This window comes from Bradyrhizobium pachyrhizi, assembly GCF_001189245.1.
GTDB lineage: Bacteria > Pseudomonadota > Alphaproteobacteria > Rhizobiales > Xanthobacteraceae > Bradyrhizobium > Bradyrhizobium pachyrhizi.
This window is the reverse complement of the sequence record NZ_LFIQ01000051.1, coordinates 131,142-148,929: the sequence shown is the minus strand read 5'-3', so window position 1 is coordinate 148,929 and position 17,788 is coordinate 131,142. Positions and strand designations below refer to the sequence as shown.

26 protein-coding genes are annotated in these 17,788 nt (G+C 62.0%); 18 read left to right on the top strand and 8 right to left on the bottom strand.

The features are described from left to right. Positions 1-26: 26 nt before the first annotated feature. From AKL29_RS09055 to AKL29_RS09040, 4 genes are all read left to right on the top strand, one after another. Positions 27-587: a GcrA family cell cycle regulator gene (locus tag AKL29_RS09055; protein ID WP_050383898.1), complete on the top strand. Its 561-nt coding sequence runs from the start codon at positions 27-29 to the stop codon at positions 585-587. Positions 588-681: 94 nt separating this feature from the next. Next, positions 682-1,257, top strand: a complete 576-nt coding sequence (locus tag AKL29_RS09050) for a DUF6456 domain-containing protein (protein WP_050383897.1) — start codon at positions 682-684, stop codon at positions 1,255-1,257. 359 nt (positions 1,258-1,616) lie between these two features. Then, a complete protein-coding gene (locus tag AKL29_RS09045; protein ID WP_050383896.1) occupies positions 1,617-2,039 on the top strand; it encodes a GFA family protein in 423 nt (140 codons plus the stop codon). Between the two features lie 294 nt (positions 2,040-2,333). Continuing rightward, positions 2,334-3,596 (top strand): CaiB/BaiF CoA transferase family protein, encoded by a 1,263-nt coding sequence (locus AKL29_RS09040; protein ID WP_050383895.1) that lies wholly within the window; start codon positions 2,334-2,336, stop codon positions 3,594-3,596. 248 nt (positions 3,597-3,844) lie between these two features. On the opposite strand, the gene AKL29_RS09035 is transcribed toward AKL29_RS09040, so the two are convergent. After that, the gene (locus AKL29_RS09035; protein ID WP_016847356.1) at positions 3,845-4,030 is read right to left on the bottom strand and encodes a hypothetical protein; all 186 of its coding nucleotides are present in this window, start codon (positions 4,028-4,030) and stop codon (positions 3,845-3,847) included. A gap of 25 nt (positions 4,031-4,055) precedes the next feature. Between AKL29_RS09035 and AKL29_RS44555 the strand changes: the two genes are divergently transcribed. Continuing rightward, a complete protein-coding gene (locus AKL29_RS44555; RefSeq protein ID WP_016847357.1) occupies positions 4,056-4,238 on the top strand; it encodes a hypothetical protein in 183 nt (60 codons plus the stop codon). A 25-nt stretch (positions 4,239-4,263) separates the two neighbouring features. On the opposite strand, the gene AKL29_RS09025 is transcribed toward AKL29_RS44555, so the two are convergent. Genes AKL29_RS09025 through AKL29_RS09010 form a run of 4 tightly spaced genes read right to left on the bottom strand, consistent with a single transcriptional unit; the run spans position 4,264 to position 7,367 of the window. Continuing rightward, on the bottom strand, positions 4,264-4,584 hold the full coding sequence (locus AKL29_RS09025; RefSeq protein WP_050383894.1) for a cupin domain-containing protein: 321 nt from the start codon (positions 4,582-4,584) through the stop codon (positions 4,264-4,266). Then, complete coding sequence (locus AKL29_RS09020; protein WP_244481862.1) at positions 4,581-5,321, bottom strand: YqcI/YcgG family protein; 741 nt, start codon at positions 5,319-5,321, stop codon at positions 4,581-4,583. Before AKL29_RS09020 ends, AKL29_RS09025 begins: the two co-directional genes overlap by 4 nt. Before the next feature lie 40 nt (positions 5,322-5,361). After that, positions 5,362-6,654 (bottom strand): MFS transporter, encoded by a 1,293-nt coding sequence (locus AKL29_RS09015; RefSeq protein ID WP_050383892.1) that lies wholly within the window; start codon positions 6,652-6,654, stop codon positions 5,362-5,364. Then, positions 6,654-7,367, bottom strand: coding sequence for a hypothetical protein (locus tag AKL29_RS09010; RefSeq protein ID WP_050383891.1), 714 nt, complete (start codon positions 7,365-7,367; stop codon positions 6,654-6,656). Before AKL29_RS09010 ends, AKL29_RS09015 begins: the two co-directional genes overlap by 1 nt. Before the next feature lie 63 nt (positions 7,368-7,430). On the opposite strand from AKL29_RS09010, the gene AKL29_RS09005 reads away from it, so the two are divergent. From AKL29_RS09005 to AKL29_RS08995, 3 genes are all read left to right on the top strand, one after another. Continuing rightward, positions 7,431-8,450 carry a GlxA family transcriptional regulator gene (locus tag AKL29_RS09005; protein WP_050383890.1) on the top strand — a complete coding sequence of 340 codons (1,020 nt, stop codon included), beginning with the start codon at positions 7,431-7,433 and terminating at the stop codon, positions 8,448-8,450. Positions 8,451-8,604: 154 nt separating this feature from the next. Further along, on the top strand, positions 8,605-9,738 hold the full coding sequence (locus AKL29_RS09000; protein ID WP_050383889.1) for an alpha-hydroxy acid oxidase: 1,134 nt from the start codon (positions 8,605-8,607) through the stop codon (positions 9,736-9,738). A 143-nt stretch (positions 9,739-9,881) separates the two neighbouring features. Beyond that, the gene (locus AKL29_RS08995) at positions 9,882-10,085 is read left to right on the top strand and encodes a hypothetical protein (protein ID WP_050383888.1); all 204 of its coding nucleotides are present in this window, start codon (positions 9,882-9,884) and stop codon (positions 10,083-10,085) included. 13 nt (positions 10,086-10,098) lie between these two features. On the opposite strand, the gene AKL29_RS08990 is transcribed toward AKL29_RS08995, so the two are convergent. Then, positions 10,099-10,284: a hypothetical protein gene (locus AKL29_RS08990; RefSeq protein WP_018272817.1), complete on the bottom strand. Its 186-nt coding sequence runs from the start codon at positions 10,282-10,284 to the stop codon at positions 10,099-10,101. A gap of 217 nt (positions 10,285-10,501) precedes the next feature. Between AKL29_RS08990 and AKL29_RS08985 the strand changes: the two genes are divergently transcribed. Continuing rightward, on the top strand, positions 10,502-10,855 hold the full coding sequence (locus tag AKL29_RS08985) for a phasin (RefSeq protein ID WP_016847366.1): 354 nt from the start codon (positions 10,502-10,504) through the stop codon (positions 10,853-10,855). A 27-nt stretch (positions 10,856-10,882) separates the two neighbouring features. Here the strand turns inward: AKL29_RS08985 and AKL29_RS08980 are convergent, their stop codons facing one another. Further along, entirely contained in the window at positions 10,883-11,143 is a 261-nt protein-coding gene (locus AKL29_RS08980) for a hypothetical protein (protein WP_050383887.1), read from the bottom strand. Positions 11,144-11,344: 201 nt separating this feature from the next. On the opposite strand from AKL29_RS08980, the gene AKL29_RS08975 reads away from it, so the two are divergent. After that, entirely contained in the window at positions 11,345-11,647 is a 303-nt protein-coding gene (locus AKL29_RS08975) for a hypothetical protein (protein WP_050383967.1), read from the top strand. Positions 11,648-11,749: 102 nt separating this feature from the next. Here the strand turns inward: AKL29_RS08975 and AKL29_RS08970 are convergent, their stop codons facing one another. Next, positions 11,750-11,935, bottom strand: coding sequence for a hypothetical protein (locus AKL29_RS08970; protein ID WP_050383966.1), 186 nt, complete (start codon positions 11,933-11,935; stop codon positions 11,750-11,752). A gap of 727 nt (positions 11,936-12,662) precedes the next feature. Between AKL29_RS08970 and AKL29_RS42730 the strand changes: the two genes are divergently transcribed. The 8 genes from AKL29_RS42730 (at position 12,663) to AKL29_RS43625 (ending at position 17,742) form a co-directional block, all read left to right on the top strand. Continuing rightward, positions 12,663-12,821, top strand: coding sequence for a hypothetical protein (locus AKL29_RS42730; protein WP_157345204.1), 159 nt, complete (start codon positions 12,663-12,665; stop codon positions 12,819-12,821). After that, on the top strand, positions 12,822-13,076 hold the full coding sequence (locus AKL29_RS08960; protein WP_050383885.1) for a hypothetical protein: 255 nt from the start codon (positions 12,822-12,824) through the stop codon (positions 13,074-13,076). A gap of 322 nt (positions 13,077-13,398) precedes the next feature. After that, on the top strand, positions 13,399-13,650 hold the full coding sequence (locus AKL29_RS08955; RefSeq protein ID WP_050383884.1) for a hypothetical protein: 252 nt from the start codon (positions 13,399-13,401) through the stop codon (positions 13,648-13,650). A 251-nt stretch (positions 13,651-13,901) separates the two neighbouring features. Next, positions 13,902-15,188 (top strand): PBSX family phage terminase large subunit, encoded by a 1,287-nt coding sequence (locus AKL29_RS08950; RefSeq protein ID WP_050383883.1) that lies wholly within the window; start codon positions 13,902-13,904, stop codon positions 15,186-15,188. A gap of 146 nt (positions 15,189-15,334) precedes the next feature. Beyond that, entirely contained in the window at positions 15,335-15,898 is a 564-nt protein-coding gene (locus AKL29_RS08945) for a portal protein (RefSeq protein WP_244481861.1), read from the top strand. A 280-nt stretch (positions 15,899-16,178) separates the two neighbouring features. Beyond that, a complete protein-coding gene (locus tag AKL29_RS41680; RefSeq protein WP_152977483.1) occupies positions 16,179-16,502 on the top strand; it encodes a hypothetical protein in 324 nt (107 codons plus the stop codon). A gap of 79 nt (positions 16,503-16,581) precedes the next feature. Then, entirely contained in the window at positions 16,582-16,950 is a 369-nt protein-coding gene (locus tag AKL29_RS08940; protein WP_050383881.1) for a hypothetical protein, read from the top strand. Between the two features lie 303 nt (positions 16,951-17,253). Further along, positions 17,254-17,742, top strand: coding sequence for a hypothetical protein (locus AKL29_RS43625; RefSeq protein ID WP_193395196.1), 489 nt, complete (start codon positions 17,254-17,256; stop codon positions 17,740-17,742). Positions 17,743-17,788 lie beyond the last annotated feature (46 nt).

Here is a 17,788-nt window from a genome sequence, read left to right as displayed (position 1 = left end):
CGGAATGACAGAAATGGGAATTTGGAATGGAAATGATGAACTGGCTGCCGGAGCATTCGGCAGCCCTGCAGGATCTCCGCGCCCGCGGCTTGTCCTATTCGGAAATCGCTGACACGATCAACGCTACCTTCAATACGGCCTATACGCGCAACGCGGCGCTCAGCCGAGCGCAGCGCATGGGGTTGGTGGGCCTCGAAAGGCTCGAGCCGTCCCTGCCGGGGCACCTCGATCCGCCCAAACCGTCCCTGCCGGAGCTCCCAAGGATCGGGCGGCTTCGTGAAGGGCGCGCCGAACTGACGCCGGATCTACTTCGCGGGCCAAAGATCTTCACTGAAACGGTGGAGATGCCGCAGCTTCGTTGCGCGGCGGTCGTGCCGCGGCATCTTTCGCTGCTCGACCTCAAGCCCGGAGACTGCCGCTATCCCTATGGTGGGGATAGCGACGGCGAGACAATGACCTTCTGCGGTCATCTGTGCCGGTCCGGTTCGAGCTACTGCACCCCGCATTTTCACCTGAGTCGCGATCCTGAGGCCACGGCGAGGCCGGTATTGAGCGCCGCCTGGCTTCAAGCCATCGGGGCCGGCTGAGGCAATTCATCCTTTGACCGACGGACGTCGGTCCGCAACCGCGACCGCGCGGAAGCCTCCGCGCGCCCATCATCAGACATTTTGGAGGTTACCAATGCCGGGAGGCAAGCGCCGGAAGCCATACGATCCCGCCGGGGCGCACGATCGACGTGCCCAGGATCTGCCCTTTAATGCCGAAGTGGCGACCGTCGAGGTCGACGATCCCCTTGCGCTCGACCGGGGTGAGAAGATCGTTGCCTTTCGCTCGATCCGCAACGATCCGCTTGGCCGGTTGCATGCGCATCGCCAGATCGACGATACGCAATATCGGAGTGGCCGGGCGTTCCAAAACGACTGGGAAAAGGCCGAGCGTGGGCCTCGCGCGGTGGATACGACGCGCGAATTCGTCGATGGCGGCCTGCGACGCGAGCCGATCACCGAGGGGCAGCGTCAGGCGACGCTGCGCCTCAATCGCGCTGAGTATGAGCTCGGCGCCGATGGTTCGGCGCTGGTGCACGATGTCCTGATCCTCGGCATGACCATGGAGCAGGTTGGACAGCGGCGCGGACTTTGTACGCAGCGCTGGCAGGACTATTTTGCGCGGCGTCTCAAGGAGTGCCTTGATCGGCTGGCGCTGATGTACGGGCTTGCGACGGCAAGCAGGGTTCCGGTGAAGGACCGTCCACGCTGATCTGACGTGATTACTGACGTGCCGGTTTGCCGCGCAGGAATCCGGCACGGCAGCAATTCATCGCATGACTGTGCCTTGCCTCACACTGAACTCCTTCCTTATGTGCGGTCGGGATTGGGCCCGGCCAAGGCTGTGAAGATGGTCGACATCGGCGCGGACTCTCATGTAACTTCCGTCGCGTCGACGACCTGCCTGCATTCGAGGCCTCTCGCGCAAGAAAGGGTCTGGTACGTCCACGCAAGGGAGTTCGCCGCGGCTACGCACCTGTCTACATCTTCTCTGCATCACGAACACCACGAGCAACGTGGATCGATGCCGACGCGGAGCCCAATCAAAATAACCCAAGGGAGAAACGACCGATGAATCACACTGGAAACTGCTTTTGTGGCGCCGTCGAACTCAAGGTCAGCGGGGAGCCTGAGGCAATGGGCTATTGCCACTGCCGTTCATGCCGTTCCTGGTCCGGTGGTCCGGTGAATGCGTTCAGCCTCTGGAGGCCCGAGGCGGTCGAGGTTACCAAGGGCGCCGACCACATCGCGACATTCGAGAAGACCGCGATGAGCCAGCGCAAATATTGCACAAAGTGCGGCGGTCACCTGATGACCAACCACCCGACGCTCGGGCTCGTCGACGTGTTCACCGCAACGATCCCGACGCTGAAATTCAGCCCAGGCGTTCACGTCAACTATTCCGAGGCAGTGCTGCAGATACGCGACGGCCTGCCGAAGTTGAAGGATTTTCCGGCTGAGTTCGGCGGCTCCGGCGAAATGATCGCCGAATAGCTCGAAGGCTCCCCATTACGAAAGCGGGTGGCGGCGGCGTGTCGCCACCCGCCTGCGTATGGGCTCCGCGCCCCACAGTTCGGTATCCGGCAGGCTTGCTTCGTATGCAAGGCGTCCGACCATGTCGGCGGCCGTCGGGTCGTCTTTGGCCATTGACAGCCATGTCGGACGAAGGTCCCGCTCTGCAAAATCCGGGTTTGGTTTTGCTGACGAGCTTCCGCTAAAAGGCGAGCAGTGCCGGTCTTGGCAGGGACCGTCGTATTTCGCCTGATAAAATAACAGAGGAAGCGTCAGATCATGACCAGACCAGAATTGCCGGGGCGCACGCCGCGCGGGGAGGGAGTTCCGACGGCGCTCGACGGCCTGCTGGTCGTCGACTTCACCCGCGTCGTGGCCGGCCCGGCCTGCACGCAAACGCTGGCCGACTTCGGGGCCGAAGTCATCAAGATCGAGAATCCGGATGGCGGTGATGACACGCGCGCCTATGAGCACGCCGAAATCGGCGGGGAGAGCGCGGCGTATCTGAGCCTCAACCGCAACAAGCGTGGCATTGCGCTCGATTTCAACAATCCGGCGGCGCTCGAGGTCGCGCGCGCGTTGATTGCCAAGGCCGACGTCGTGGTGGAGAATTTCTCCGGCGGCGTGATGAAGAAATTCGGTCTCGATTATGCGTCGGTGGCGCCGACCAACCCGCGGCTGATTTATTGCTCGATCTCCGCCTACGGCCGCAAAGGCGATTTCGCGCTGCGCCCGGGCTTCGACCCCATCACGCAGGCCGAAAGCGGCTTCATGTCGCTCAACGGCTTTCCGGATGGCGAGCCGGTGCGCACCGGGCCGCCGATCGTCGACATGGCGACGGGCATGTCGGCCTGCAACGCCATTCTGCTGGCGCTGATTGCGCGCGATCGGCTCGGTCGCGGTCAGCAGGTCGAGGTCGCATTGATCGACACCGCGGTGTCAATGACCGGCTTCTACGGCATGGCCTATCTCATCAATGGCAACAATCCCGGCCGTTTCGGCAACTCTCCGAACGGTTCGCCGACCGTCGGCGTCTACCGGGCCTCAGATGGCCCGCTCTACATGGCCTGCGCCAATGACCGGCTGTATCGCCGGCTCGTCACCGACGTGCTGGAACGCCCGGATCTCGTCACCGACCCCGAGTTTGCTCACCGCAAGGCGCGCACGGCCAACAAGGAGAAGCTGCGCGCGATCATTGCCAGCGTGTTTGCGGGCGACACGCTCGAGAATTGGATGGCGAAGATGAAGAAGGCCAACATTCCGGTTGGCTATCTGCGGACGGTCGAGGAGGGGTTCAACGCGCCCGAGGTGCGCGACCGGCATCGCCTGAGCAGGATTGCGCATCCAACCGCCGGCTCGGTGCCGAACATCGAGTCGCCGGTCAATATGAGCCTGACGCCGACCGTTGATCCTGTTGCGGCTCCGCTGCTCGGTCAGCATACCAAGGACGTGTTGAGCAAGACGCTCGGCTACGACGACCGGCGCATCGCCGCGCTGGCCGAGGCCGGCGCGTTCGGCAAGGCAGACAACACCGGCTAGGCCCTTTTCCGTTCCGATGGAATCGGAACGGGGCTCTGGCTTCTAGTTTGACGCGTTTCCTTGACGCGAACTAGGATCCGCTTCGCTCGAAAACGCTCCAGCGTGCTCAGCCTGCGCAAAAGATCAACTATTCGCAAAACAACCTGACAGCAGGCGAGAGGAAAGCCGCTCGCCTGGCGAGATGTCTTTCAGGCGTCGCAGGCCCCGGCGCGTCGCCGGCGGCCTTGGAGCTGGTCCGTTTCGGGAACTCAGTTCGGCTTGCTGCGCAAGTTGTTCCTTGGCATACTTTCAACTTCCTCGGGTTCCGCCCGATCAATCTCGAGGCGTGCCATCCGGAGGATGAGGGTTGCCGTGGTGAGGCCGAGGCGTTCGGCCTCTTGTGCTGCGGTGTCGACCTTCTGGGCCAAGCCTTCACGTTTACCTGGGTATGCCATTCGTAATCCTCACTTAAGGTGCGAGATGAAAAATCCCACATACGTTGCGGAGCTGCAGAAGAAGCTCGGAGCTCCATCGAGCGAAACACTGGAAAGCCTGCGACTGTTGAAGGCTTTCCTTCGACTTGCGCCCGACCAGCGTTCCGAGGTCATCGAGCTGGTCGAACGTTTGGCGGTTGAGCCGCCGCGCGATCCCTCACTGTCCTGAGGTGCTCGCAAATCCTTCCTGTGCGTCAGTTGTTCATCGGCTTGGCGGGTGTTTGCGTCGCGATCACGTAGATTGCGCCGCCCTCGAGCGCTTCGGATTGATGCCGGGTGCCGGCTGGCAGCAGGATGGTATCGCCGGCGCCGACCACCCGCTCGCCGCCATCCCAGATGAAGTTCAGCCGGCCGCTGATGATCATCAGGATCTCGTCGACTGGATGGGTATGAAACTGATGCACCTTGCCGGCCGCATCATGCTGCAGCTCGACCGAGCCCTGGGCCGGGAGCAAGTTCAGGATCTCCGGGTCGATAGCAAATTCAGTCTTCGTGCCTGCGATGATCTGGGTCATGCTGCCTGTTCCTTGTTCGCGATCGGTGGTGTCTTGTTCTGCGCGAGCTTGGCGAAGGGGCAGCCCGAGCTCGCGTTGTTGTCGTCGTGCAGGAAGTACTGCAGATACTCGCGGCCGTCGGTTGCGCCGTAGCGGCCAAGAAGCGGAGAGGGGCTCGCGCTGTCGTACGGGATCAGGCGCTTGCGCACCTCCGCGAACGCGGCGTTCGCAGCCTTCTCAGTCCCGAGGATCTTCTCGAACACCCAGCGCGGCTGGAACGTGAGCATGAAGGCGCTGGACCGGCGGCTCTGCCGCATCACATGCGCGGGCGTCGTGCAGACCACGAAGATCGGCTCGCCCGCAAATGAGAACTCCCACATCGGGTGGTCAATCTGTTCCGGAATCTCTGTTGGCCACGGGTTCTTGTCCAACCGCGCGAGCTGATCGAGCGTCAGCCACATCTTGCGATAATAGGCATCGAGCGTCTGCACCGGACGAGGCCGCGTGAACACGATCAACGAGGTATTGGGACCGAACGAGCGCGCCTGCGAGACATATTGCCCGAGTTGTTCGCCCAGCACCGCCACATCATACGGATCGAGGAAAAGGTAGCGGAGCTGATCCTGGCGATGTCCGGTCACACCGAACACGCAAGGGAACGGCCTTGCCTCGCTGCTCATCTGCGCTTCAAACTCGGAGAACATCACGCTCTGCCAGCTGCTGACCGGAAACTTTGACGCGACTTCGCCTTTTCTCAAGAACAAGCGCTCCATAACACCCCCTACACTCATAACGACACTAACGAGCTATCAACTTGCTTCTCATCAACAGCGGCCCGGCAATGCCCGGCAGCGACATGAGAAGCAGAATGACAATCAAGGCGCTGTAGCCGCCGTCGCCGATCGCGGCCGTGTTGTGTGCGGCGTCGGTCCCCGAGGCGTTGCTGGCGGCGAGCATCGCGAAGCCGATGATGGGCTGCGAGATGCCGGCGAAGATTCCGGCGGCAGTGGTGTTCACGGATGCACCCACACCGATCAGATCGGCGGTGTAGAGCTTCTTGACGCATTTCAACACCAGCGGGACGGTGCCGCCGGCGACGAGCCCCAAGGCAGTGAACACGACGGTGACATAGGCGAGACCAAACGTCTGGGCAATCGGCGGCAGCAGCATCGCGATCAGCAGCATGCGCAGCACGCAAATGCCGATCAGCGCGCGGTCAAGCGCCGCCGCGGCGCGATCGGCGGCGTGACCCAGGAAGATCGAGCCGAGCGCATTGCCGATCATGAAGGCGAGCAGGGGCGTGCCGGCCGCTGTCGGGGAGATGTGGAAGAAGTGCGCGACCATCGGAATGCCCCAGACGCCCGACAGCGTCGTCACCACCGCGAAATGCGACGCAAATGTCATTGCGCAACCCCAGTTCGCGACATGGGCCAGCGATCGCCGCGCGGCGATCACCACGCCCTTCAGCGTCTTGTTGCTGTGCGAGGCCGGATCGGGCTTGAGCGCGAGCTTGGCGAAAGCGAGGTTGGCGAGGCCAATGCAGGCGATGAACAGGAAGCAGGCCCGCCAGCCGAAGCCTGAGACCGCAGCTGCAAGGGGCGTGGTCGCGATCACGCCCCCGACATAGCCGGAGACCTGCGAGATGCCCGACATCATGCCGAACCGCTCATCCGCGAAGCTCTGTGCCACGAGCTTCAGGAGTGCGGTGAAGACCAGCGCATCGCCGCAGGCGACGATCAGGCGTGCAACAAAAACGTCGAGCAGGTTCGGTGCCAGCGCGAACGCGGCGCTGCCGAGCGAGGAGGCAATCATGCTGACGAGGACGACGCGCTTGACGCCGTAACGGTCGACCAGAAGGCCTGCCGGAATCTGCATCAAGGTGTAGCCCCAGAAGTAGCTTGAGGCGAGCATCGCAACGCCGGCAGCGTCGGTGTTGAAGTCGTGCATGAAACTGAGGCTGACCGACTGCGGCGATACGCGCTGCAGGAAGGCGATGGCGTAGGCGATGGCCACCGCCGTCCACGCGAGATAGGCGCGATCGGTGAAGCGCGACGTCGGGGCATAAACAGCTTGTTGTCCGAGCATCGACATCACACCCTCGCGTAACCCACCGAGAAAAGGGCATCCGCAGAATTCGGAATCTTCCGCGACATCGCGGCATCGACCAGCGACGCGGTGCCATGATAGGCCTGCCGATGGTGCTTAATGTGGCCGTAAGCGCCACGCATGATCATGTCGGGCAGTTCGAGCGGCTTGCCCGGATAGAGCGAGGTGCACATCTCGATACAGGCCGCCTGCAGGGCGAGATCCTGCGTATCGTCGAGCAAAGACGGAGTCACTTTTTCGCAAATCTTAGCGTTCGCTGCCCAGACGATCGGGTTGCGGGTTCGCCAGCCGTAGAGCACGTTGCCCTCGGCTCTCGCGGCGGCGCCGGAGCATTTCAGGACTTCCGATGTGAAGAAGCCGTAGAAGCCGCGGCCCTGGTGCGCCGGGAGTACTTCCGTGCCGCTGCGATAGATTCCAAGTCCGGCCGACATCTCCAGGATGCGGTAGACCGAGAAGGCAATGAGGCCGGACCGATCGTAGACAAGGATCAGGCTATACTTCTTGTCGAAGGGCGAGGAGGTCGTTGTCCAGTGCGGCTCGGTGGCCTGCCAGTTGACGGCAATGATGCCGTTCATGGCGTCCATCAGCGGCTGACGGTCGCAGGCTTCGACCCGGGAGGCATCGGGTAGACTGTAGATCGCGTAATCCGTCCAAGGCGATTTGATCGCCTCGTATCCGCTGCCCAGATTTCGCGACATGGCAGAACTCCAGAATTCCAATGCGAGCTATACAGGGCAGCCTCGAATGGCTTAAAGGACAATATGCCCTCGAAAACTGCCAAAGCGCCCCGGCCTGAGCCGCGCGACAAGAAAGCAACGCGGCGGATCGCGATCGTTGCCTTTCCCGGTGTGACCTTGCTCGACATCTCGGGACCGGCGCAGGTGTTTGCAGAACTGGAAGCGATCGAACTGCCGGGACCGGACTACTCGCTGTCCTACCTGTCGACCTCCGGCGGGTTGGTGCCGACCGATGTCGGCATGATGATCGACACGGCGCCGATCGACAGTATTGCGCCCGCCGAGGTCGACACGCTGGTGATCCCTGGCGGACCCGGCATCTGGAAGATCCGCAACGACGCGAAGTTGATGAACTGGATCGCGGAGGCGCTGCCGAAGGCGCGCCGTATCGCGTCGGTTTGCCTTGGCGCATTTGCGTTGGCCTGGACCGGGATTCTGGACGGCAAGCGGGCAGCAACGCACTGGCGTTATTGTCCCCGTCTGCAGGATAGCTTTCCCAATATCCGGGTTGAGCCCAACGCGATCTTCGTCAAGGACGGACGGGTCTGGTCATCGGCCGGGGTCAGCGCCGGCATCGATCTGGCGCTCGCCATGATCGAGGAGGATTTCGGCCACACCATCGCGCTCGATGTTGCGCGGAGACTTGTGGTGTTTCTGAAGCGACCGGGCGGTCAGAGCCAGTTCTCGACCGTCCTTGCCGCCCAGGCATCGGACGTCGAGGGACGCTTCAGCGCGCTGCACGCCTGGATCATCGAGAACATCACGAGCGACCTCAAGGTCGAGACCCTCGCGGAAAAGGCGGGGATGACGCCACGCACCTTTGCGCGGACCTATGTCAGCCGCACCGGCATGACACCCGCAAGCGGCGTCGAGGCGCTGCGCGTGGAGACGGCGCGCTTGCTGCTCGAAAGCCGCCAGATCGGCGGTGTGATCGAGGTCGCCAAGCGCGCGGGATTTGGCGATGACGAGCGAATGCGGCGGGCGTTCCTGCGCCACCTCGGCGTATCGCCGACCGAGTACCGAAACCGGTTTTCGGGCAGCTAGCTCGCCTCGGGCGAGGCGGACCGCTTCGCGTCGAAAGCCGATCTATCTCACGAGCGAATAGCTGGCCTTCGCTGGCAGGATTCGTGGCTCAAGGTGGTAGCTTTTCCGGTTTGTCTGCGGCTAATGTGCCGGCCAAATCGGGAGAAGAAACACCATGAATGACGGGACCCCCATTCGACAGGCGCGCAATGTCGAACTCGGCGCCAGCGGCGAGGAATTCCAGAACCTGCACGAATTCGCGCGAAAGGCCCGCGCCAAGCTGAATCAGAACGCCTGGGACTACATCGTCGGCGCCTCGGAGACCGAGACCACGATGCGCCGCAACAGAATGGCGCTCGACGAGATCGCGTTCCGGCCGCGCGTCCTGCGCAACGTCATCAACGTCGATCCTTCCACCGAGGTATTCGGACGCAAGCTCCGGCTTCCCGTGATGATCGCCCCGGTCGGCGCGCTCGAGATCTTCGATCCGGATGCGGGCGCGGCCGTCGCGCGCGGAGCGGGGACGTTCGGCGCGGCGCACATGCTGAGTTCGGTGTCCGAGCCTGGTCTGGAGAATACCGCCAAGGCGGCACCGGATGCGCTTCGCATCTTCCAGCTCTATGTGCGTGGCGACGATGCCTTTGTAGAGGATGTGGTCAGCCGCAGCATCGACAACGGTTACGCCGCGTTCTGCCTCACCGTCGACACCGCCCATTACAGCCGGCGCGAACGCGACATAGCCAAGCGCTATGTTCGCGAGAGCCGCATCCGCGCCACCGGCGGCGATTTCCAGAAGGGTCTGGAATGGCGGACGGTGAAGTTGATCAAGGACAAGTTCAAGATTCCACTTATCCTCAAGGGGATCGCCACCGCCGAAGACGCCAAGATCGCCCTCGACCACGGGGTAGACTGGATTTACGTCTCAAATCATGGCGGCCGACAGCTCGACCATGGCCGTGGGTCCATGCATGTCCTGCCCGAAATCGTTCAGGCGGTCGCCGGCCGTGCCAAGATCATGGTCGACGGCTCGTTCTGCCGCGGCACCGATATTGTGAAGGCTATCATTTCGGGCGCTGATCTTGTCGGCATCGGCCGGCTGCAGTGCTGGGCGCTCGCCGCGGCCGGCGAGGCCGGCATTGTCCGGATGCTTGAACTGCTGGAGGACGAGGTGATCCGCTGCCTCGGTTTGCTCGGTGTCACCGGCTTTTCCGAACTGGACAAATCCTACCTGCATCCCGCGATGCCGACCAATCTTCCGAGCGTGTTCAGCGCATTCCCGCTTCTCGATATCGATCCCTACCGCTACTGAGACGCTGCGAGCGATGCATGGAGCGTCGGCGCGGTCGAGGCATTGTGCGCCTCGATCGCGCCAGCGGCCATCTATCTGTGGTGTCCATGAAGGCGCCGCGGCAACGACAAAGTCTGATCCAAATGCCGCACTAGTCGAGGCGGATGGCAGATAATCCATTCGCGGAATTTTCACTCGAGCGCGCGATCGGCTTGCGCTGGACCTTGCGGGATATCCAGGCCGGCAGGCTCAAATTGTCACCGGTCAGCGACGAGGATCTGCACATCCTCGCTGAACTCGGTCTGGTCGAACTGCATGACGACGAGCCCGGGCTGACGGAGGCGGGAGTCGCTGTGCTGAGCGATTGAACAGGCGCGCAGCCTAGCGCGCGTTCAGGAAGCTTTCACCGGAATTGCAAGGCGTGCACTGATAGGTCAGCACGTCGTAGACTTGATCGCGCGGCTCGATCAAGGCAAGCCGCATTTGCGTGCCGCACTTCATGCACGGCATCTCTATGCTGGTCTTGAACCGGGTGCAGGTCGGTGTCGGACGAACGGCGCGCAGCATCGGATCCCTTATTCCCCAGAGACGCGAACGCGACCGACGAAGAAGCCGAATCACTATGCCACAGTGCTGACATGATTGGAATCGGTTGTCGGTCGCGGCTAGGTAATTTTTCCTCAATCGGCCGGAGCGGGTGGGGTCTTCATAGCTCGCGATCCGGCGCTGACGCCGTCACAATCTATGCTAACGTCGTCGGACGCTTATTTCAGGGGGCGCGATCATGATTGAGCCGAAGCTTGAAGTTCCCGCCGAGTTGCGCGATCTCGCGGAAAAGACCATCGACCAGGCCGAACAGGCCTTCAGCCTGTTCTTTGATGCCGCGAGCAAGTCGATGACGTCGATGCCGGGCGCCGGTACCGAGATCTCCAAACAAGCGCTGTCGTTCACCGAGCAGAACATGAAGGCGGCGTTCGAGCATGCGCGCAAGCTCGTGCACGCAACGGATCTGCAGGAGGCGATGCGGATCCAGTCGGAATTCCTGCGCAGCCAGTTCACCAACGCCGGCGAACACATGCGGCAGATCAGCGGTAGCGTGATGTCGGCGACCAAGGACGCGACGAAGGGCAAGTTCTAGGACGGCGTTCGCGACCCCATCGACGCTTTAGCGCCGGCGCGCGACGGCAACGCCGAGCAGAAACGCGACGAACAGGCTTGCGAGCGGCGCTTCGCGCGTGACCGCACTCACGGTGGCCAGGGCTCCGCCCGGTCGGCGCGAGGTCGCGATTGCATCGCTGAGGCGATCGGCGGCGGCTCGAAGTCCATCCGACACCTCCGTGATCGTACGCGAGACGTCCGTCGCGGTGTCGATCGCTCGTTCACCGAGTGTGGGTTGAAGCGGGAACTCAGGTGTTTCGGAGCTCATGTGCCGTGCCGCGATTTTACTTGAAAGCCAGGTGACAGACGCCTTTGCTATCCGCACGTCCTGAACGGCGGTGGCGGCCACATATCCGGGAAATTCCGCAGCGGCGGATTGGTTCCACCGACATGCCTCGCTTTCACATCGGGGAACCGGAAACTTACGCGCGCGTCGCGGCTTGTTTCCGTGGAGGAGGCGATGATGACAATGCAGGCGCATGGCATTGCGGACGGCGGTTCGGTCAAGCATCGAAATCGGCATGGTGGCACGCCGCTGTTGGTCGCGGCCGTGGTTGCGATCCTCGGCGTGCTCGGCATGCTGATCGTGGATCACGGTCCGTGGAACAAGCCGAACGTGCAGTCGGCCGCTTCGGCGAACTACTCAACGACCGGCGAGGCGGCGCGCGCGGCCGGCGCAAAGGTCATACCGACCGAGCCCAAGGCACCGATCGAGCCTGATCCACCCGGCCCAAAGCCCGCTCATCCGGCAAATCCGGGCACGCCGCGATAGATGCGGGCGTTCGTGGGATCACATCCCGACGCAGGGCGGAGGAATTTGACTCGTCGGGCAAATCAGCGGCACAAAATCATCGTCGGAAACATCGCGGGATGATCAGCGAACGCTGACCAGCACGCCCCACGCTGCTGCAAATCCCGCACCGACGAGAACCAGCACTGGACTATCGCAGAAGATGCCGCCATACTGGCACATGGTGGCACCGAGAGAGCCGATCTGATGGTGGCCCGCGGCGTAGAACAGGCCGGACAGGACCGCGAGCACGGCAGCAACGAAATACATCGACGCTTCCTCCTTGCAATCAAATGCGGCGCGGGTCAGTTCGACCGACGCAAGCCAAAAACTGTATTGATGTCGATCCAAATATTGTGATCCAAATATTGTGAGCTGTCCGCTTGACGCGTCGGGCAACTCAACGGCACACTGACATCATCGCAGCAAGCATAGGCGCTTGGCGCCGGCTCGCGTTGCGATTCCGGATCAATGCCCAAGCTTTTCGCTCAAGGCGGTTTCTCACCGTCGAAGCCGACGCATCGCATTTTACCGATCGCATTCAGCCCGAAAAAAGGGTTTGACACGTCGGGCAACTCAGGGGCATAATCCGAAAATCAGAAATTGTTGAGCCCGCGCGGAGCAATCCGCGGCGGGCTTTTTGTTTGCCGTTTCACCAATCGGACGGCGGCCGCACCGTCACGACGCCACATCCTCCCAGCCCGTCGCCTGAGCGTCGCAAGCGCGCCGCCGTCCGAACCCGTAGAAGCGACCACGAATTGACCGGCGCGCGCGAACGCGCCGGTCCTGCGGCGCGGCGCAAGCCGGCGCCGCCCGCGGCCCCGCTCGTCAGGGATAAGGTTCGCGCCCCAAAGATCGCCGCCCGTGCGCGATCTGCCGCACATTCATTCCACGGCCGCATCGCGCGCTGCCGGCCGATCAACGAGGTTTGCATGACCGCCTATCTGATATCGCTCGCGCTCGCGGGTCTGGTTGCCGTCGCGTTGTGGGAGCTTGCATGAGCGCCGAGATCATCCAGTTCATTCCGCGCCCGCATCCCAAACGCGAGCAGACGGACTTTCCCACGATCGCATTTCGCGCGGTGTTGCCTGATCCTGATCCGGATTGCGACACGGCTCCGAGCGAGTATCTCCCGTCCGATTGGCAGGAGAAGTGAGTGGCAAGAACGATTACGCAGATCCGTTCGCTTGCACGAAGTCACACGAGAAGCGCGATCAACGCACTGGTCGGGGTGATGCGATCGACCAGCGCAACCCCGGCTGCCCGCGTCTCCGCAGCCAATGCCATCCTTGATCGCGGCTGGGGCAAACCGCCGCAAGCGATCGAGAACGGAGACGGAGCGCTCGAACTTGTGCATCGCATCGAGCGCATCATCGTTGAGCCAGAGGGGGCTGAGGGCGACGACGCCTGAGGGCCAGCTGCGGCCCGCCCGGTTCAGCAGTTCAGATTCAGCAGTTCACTTGGGCCGGTCGTCGACGATCGCTCCAACAGGTTCAATCACGTCATTGAGAGCCTGGACCGCTATCACTACCGCTCGCAGCATTGAGCGCCCCGATCCACGGGACCGGTCTACCAACGCGTTGGCCGCCATGATATCTATCATGGTGTGTCAGAGCGGAATGGTCGTATTGTGCGATGATGCAGCCTGCTCGGTCGGTAGTGTCTGATCTCATATCGGTGGATGTCGACGGCCATGGCCAATAGGCCTTTTCGTGCACTAGGGGGCGGTGAGCATGACAGTGCCCCTCTCGACCTTTCAATCGATCTGGTGGCTATTGGGTTACGCCATAGCTCGGCTGGTCTTTCCGGTCGTCTCATTCGGTAAGGTCCGGGTCGGCCCAATCCTCGATTCTCACAAATTCAACTGGCTGGGCTATCGGGATCGCGAAGAAGGCTGCATGGAAATCGAAGCGACTTTCGCCACCTTGATCGGACTCCTGGCTTTTTGTGCGGGGCTCATGGTGATCCTGTTCTTCATTCACTGAGCTGCATCACCGGTCGGCATTTTCCTCACGCTTTTATTCGCTAGCACAGGTGCGCTCGCGTACGAGCCCAGGTGAGCTAGGCCCGCGATCACCTGAGATGTGCGCAACGATTGCGCGCCGCATACTCCAATCCGGACGATTGGCTTGCCGGCTTGCTCAGAGCACGCTCTCGTCAATGACCGTTCAAGCGAGATGATCACCGCTCGGCATCAGACGGGCGTGCACGCCGATTTCCCTTACCGAGAGCAGCCTTGTCGATCCTGAAAATTCCAACCGCAAAAGTGTTCGAGCCGCTGCTTCGGCCGGCACGTTACAAGGGAGCATTCGGCGGCCGGGGGTCGGGAAAGTCTCACTTCTTCGGCGAGCTTCTGGTCGAGATGTGCCAGGCCGAGCGCGGCACCTTGGCGGTTTGCATCCGCGAGGCGCAGCGGACACTGGCGCAATCATCAAAGCGGCTGATCGAAAGCAAGATCGCGTCGCTTGGCGTCGGCCAGGGGTTCAAGGTATATTCGGACAGGATCACAACGCCCGGGGACGGCGTGATGATCTTCCGGGGCATGCGCGATCACACCGCGGATTCGATCAAGAGCCTCGAGGGCTTCAAGGTCGCGTGGATCGACGAGGCGCAGTCGCTGAGCGCGCATAGTCTCGCGTTGCTGCGGCCGACGATCCGTGCGCCCGGCTCGGAATTGTGGGCGAGCTGGAATCCGAGGCGGAAGTCGGACGCGGTCGATGACTTCCTCCGGATACGCCAGCCGCCCGGAGCCATCGTCGTCAAAGCAAACTGGCGCGACAATCCGTGGTTTCCCGCGGTGCTTGACGAAGAGCGGCGCACTGATCTTGCGCTTTATCCCGATCGCTACAATCACATCTGGGAGGGAGGTTACGTGCAGGCGTTCGAAGGCGCTTACTTCGCGGAGCTCTTGACTCAGGCGTCCAAGGACGGCCGGATCGGCAAGGTGGCCGCTGATCCGTTGCTGCCGCTACGCGCCTTCATCGATATCGGTGGCGCCGGTGCGACGGCCGATGCCTTCACGATGTGGATCGTGCAGTGGGCCGGCAGCGAAATCAGGATCCTGGACTACTATGAGAGCGCCGGCCAGGTGTTGGCGTATCATGTCAATTGGCTGCGCTCGCGGAACTATCAGAACGCGATCCTGTATCTTCCGCATGACGGCATGGCGACCAACAACGTCACCGGTAAGCGCTACGAGGACCATCTGCGCGACGCCGGTTTCGCCGTCGAGCCACCGGTGAAGAACCAGGGCCGCGGCGCAGCGATGATGCGCATCGAGGCACTGCGCCGGCTCGGACCGCAACTCTGGTGGAACGAGGCGACGACGGAGGCCGGCCGTGACGCGATCGGCTTCTATCATGAAAGGAAGGACGAGGTGCGCAACGTCGGGCTTGGTCCTGAGCACGATTGGTCCAGCCATGCTGCCGATGCGCTCGGCCTGATGGCGATCTGCTACGAGGCGCCGGGGAGAGCGGGCAGCTTCAATCGGGTGATCCAGTACCGGCAGCAGGGGTGGGTGTGATGCAATGCGTCATTCGCCCTCACGATTCCTGCTTCGCCGGACATCAGAGAGTTCACCAGGCTGCATGAGAGATACTCGATCGATTCCAAGTTGATCAATGGAATGAATGACCCCGGAGGCCAAACATGTCATGGCAATCGCAAAAAATGTCCACCTCAGACCTCAAGGCGATGCTCGCCTCCGAAAAGGCCGATGCGCTCGCGGCGCTGTCCGCAGCGCGGCTCGCCGAGGAGCGGGCGGACGCAATGGATTATTATCTCGGCGACATGCGCAAGGACATGCCGGCGCAGGACGGCCGTTCGCGGGCGGTCTCGACCGATGTCGCCGACACCATCGAGGGGCTGATGCCCTCGCTGATGGACATCTTCGCCGGCTCCGACGAGGTCGTGCGCTTCGAGCCTGTCGGCCCCGAGGACGAGGCCGCCGCGCAGCAGGAGACCGATTACGTCAATCACGTCTTCATGCAGCAGAATCCGGGCTTCATGACGCTCTATTCCTTCATCAAGGACGCGCTGCTGTCGAAGGTCGGCGTCGTGAAGGTGTGGTGGGAGGAGCGCGAGGAAGAGAACCGGGAAACCTATTACGACCTGACCGACGACCAGTTTGCGCTGCTGGCGCAGGCGGTGATGGAGTCGAATGGTGCGATGAAGATCGTCGAGCACACCGTGCGCGATCTGGCCAGCGATGTGGGGACCGAGGTTACGAGCTGACCGCTCGTCGTCGTTCGGGCTCGCGACCTAGAAGGAAGTCCCAAGCAGCGCCAGACTCAGAATTCTGCGGGCCGACGTCGACCGTTCGGCTCGGATTGCTGGCTGCTCAAGTCCTGAGATATGAAAAAAGGACTCCGATCAAGATGAAGCCACCGGCGCCCATGCGATCATGATGCGATCATTTAGTCGCGCCCGATTCGGATAGGTTTTGCCTGCTTCAGTAAGGAGTGAGGGTCGATCGCTGACCCTCACCGGCATGTATGGCGCGTGGGCGCGACGTATGGCGGGTCAGTCCACCCTTGGTCAGCCTGAACGACGGACTCGTCTTTCGCAGGTGTGGAATGACTTCGGCCGACTCGTTGGGGTACGGAACGACCACCAACGTCTCAACGATGCTTCCATCGGTCACGGTCAACACCAGTATTCCCGATCAGAGCGGTGTTCCTCAGTCGGCAAGAAACAAAATGTCGTCGATCGGGGCGGAAGGCTCGGTCGCGCCTGTCGAGCCATGGAGCCCGGCGACGGCGACACCCCGCAGCAGGCGGGCGGCTTGTACGGTTTGATGCTGGACTATCTGCGCGACAACTATTCGGCGGACCGCTGAAGGCTTCCAAGCGGGATGGCGAAGCACACGGAGTTTGGTGCATAGTCGCGATTGTCGTCGAAATGTTCAGGGAATTGCCATGTCTGTCGCCTTCTTTGCCGTCGCCGCAATTGTCGCAATATGGTCGGCCGTCAAGTCCGAGGTCATTCGTCGCCAGCTTGTCGATTCGCTTCCTCCACAGTTCCAGGACTACGACATGTCGCGATACGCGCTTCACACCTATGCGCTCGCGCCTTCGACGTCGTTGCCGCAGCAAGCCGAGTACATGAAGACCTTGTACGGCTGGTGCGCCGCTGCCTTGGGCGGCTCGCTTGGATTCTTCGCGGCGGGAAATATCGTGTTTGGTTGTTTCGTGCTGATTGGAGTCTTCTGGGTTGCTTATCAGACGTTCAAATCCTGGAAAACCTATCGAACCAACTGCGAGTTGGCAGTCGATCAAACGCGGTAAGGAGCACAGATGACAGCAGGGACTTACGGTGGAGGAACGTTTGGCTGGCCATGGGGCGGCGGGGTCGGCGCGTACATCGACAATCACGGCAGACTCTATCCCCAAGTGTATGCGGGCACACCTCGCTGGGGCCTGTCCGCGGGATACACACCAGACCTTGAAGGACTGCTGACTGGGCCGTCGGCATCAGGCAGCATCGGATTCGGACCAGTTCGCGCGAATGTCGGGACCAGCGGAGGCGCGCACGGTGTTGGCTTTGGGACGCCTGGCGCCGGTGTGACGTACGGGTTTGGGCCCTACGAAATGTCCGACGATTATTCGCAGCCCTGGAGCAGACCCCTTATCCGAGATAGCGGTGCGGCCGCCGGGATCCCAAGCAGAAGCAATGTTTGGGAGTACGACTATCCCGACGCCGGATCGCGTCCAGTTGCGTCGGCGGGCGATTTCGGCGCCGCCGGCAGACTCCGTTCGCCGCGCGAGTATGGATATCCCGAAGTGCCCGTAGGCGGTGCGGCCGCGCGGTCGGGAGCGAGTGGGGGGCTTCTGGGCCGGATCGTCGCCCTGACCGACAATGGCGCGGACAGCGTGGATTGGCGGACGCCGGCGATCGCGTCCCCATCATCAGGCAAGGCTTTCAATGAGGGGGTGCCTCCTGTGCGATTTCTCGAAAGGATCTTCGGTCCTTCCGGACGTCAGGCTGACACTTCCGATCTGCGTTACCCCGAGTTGTCCCTGAACGAGTTGGCCGATTTTCTGCAAAGCTACGCACCTACCAATTATCCGGGCAAATAGATCGCCGACGCGATGTACGAGCGCTTGTCAGGCGCACAAGCCGTCG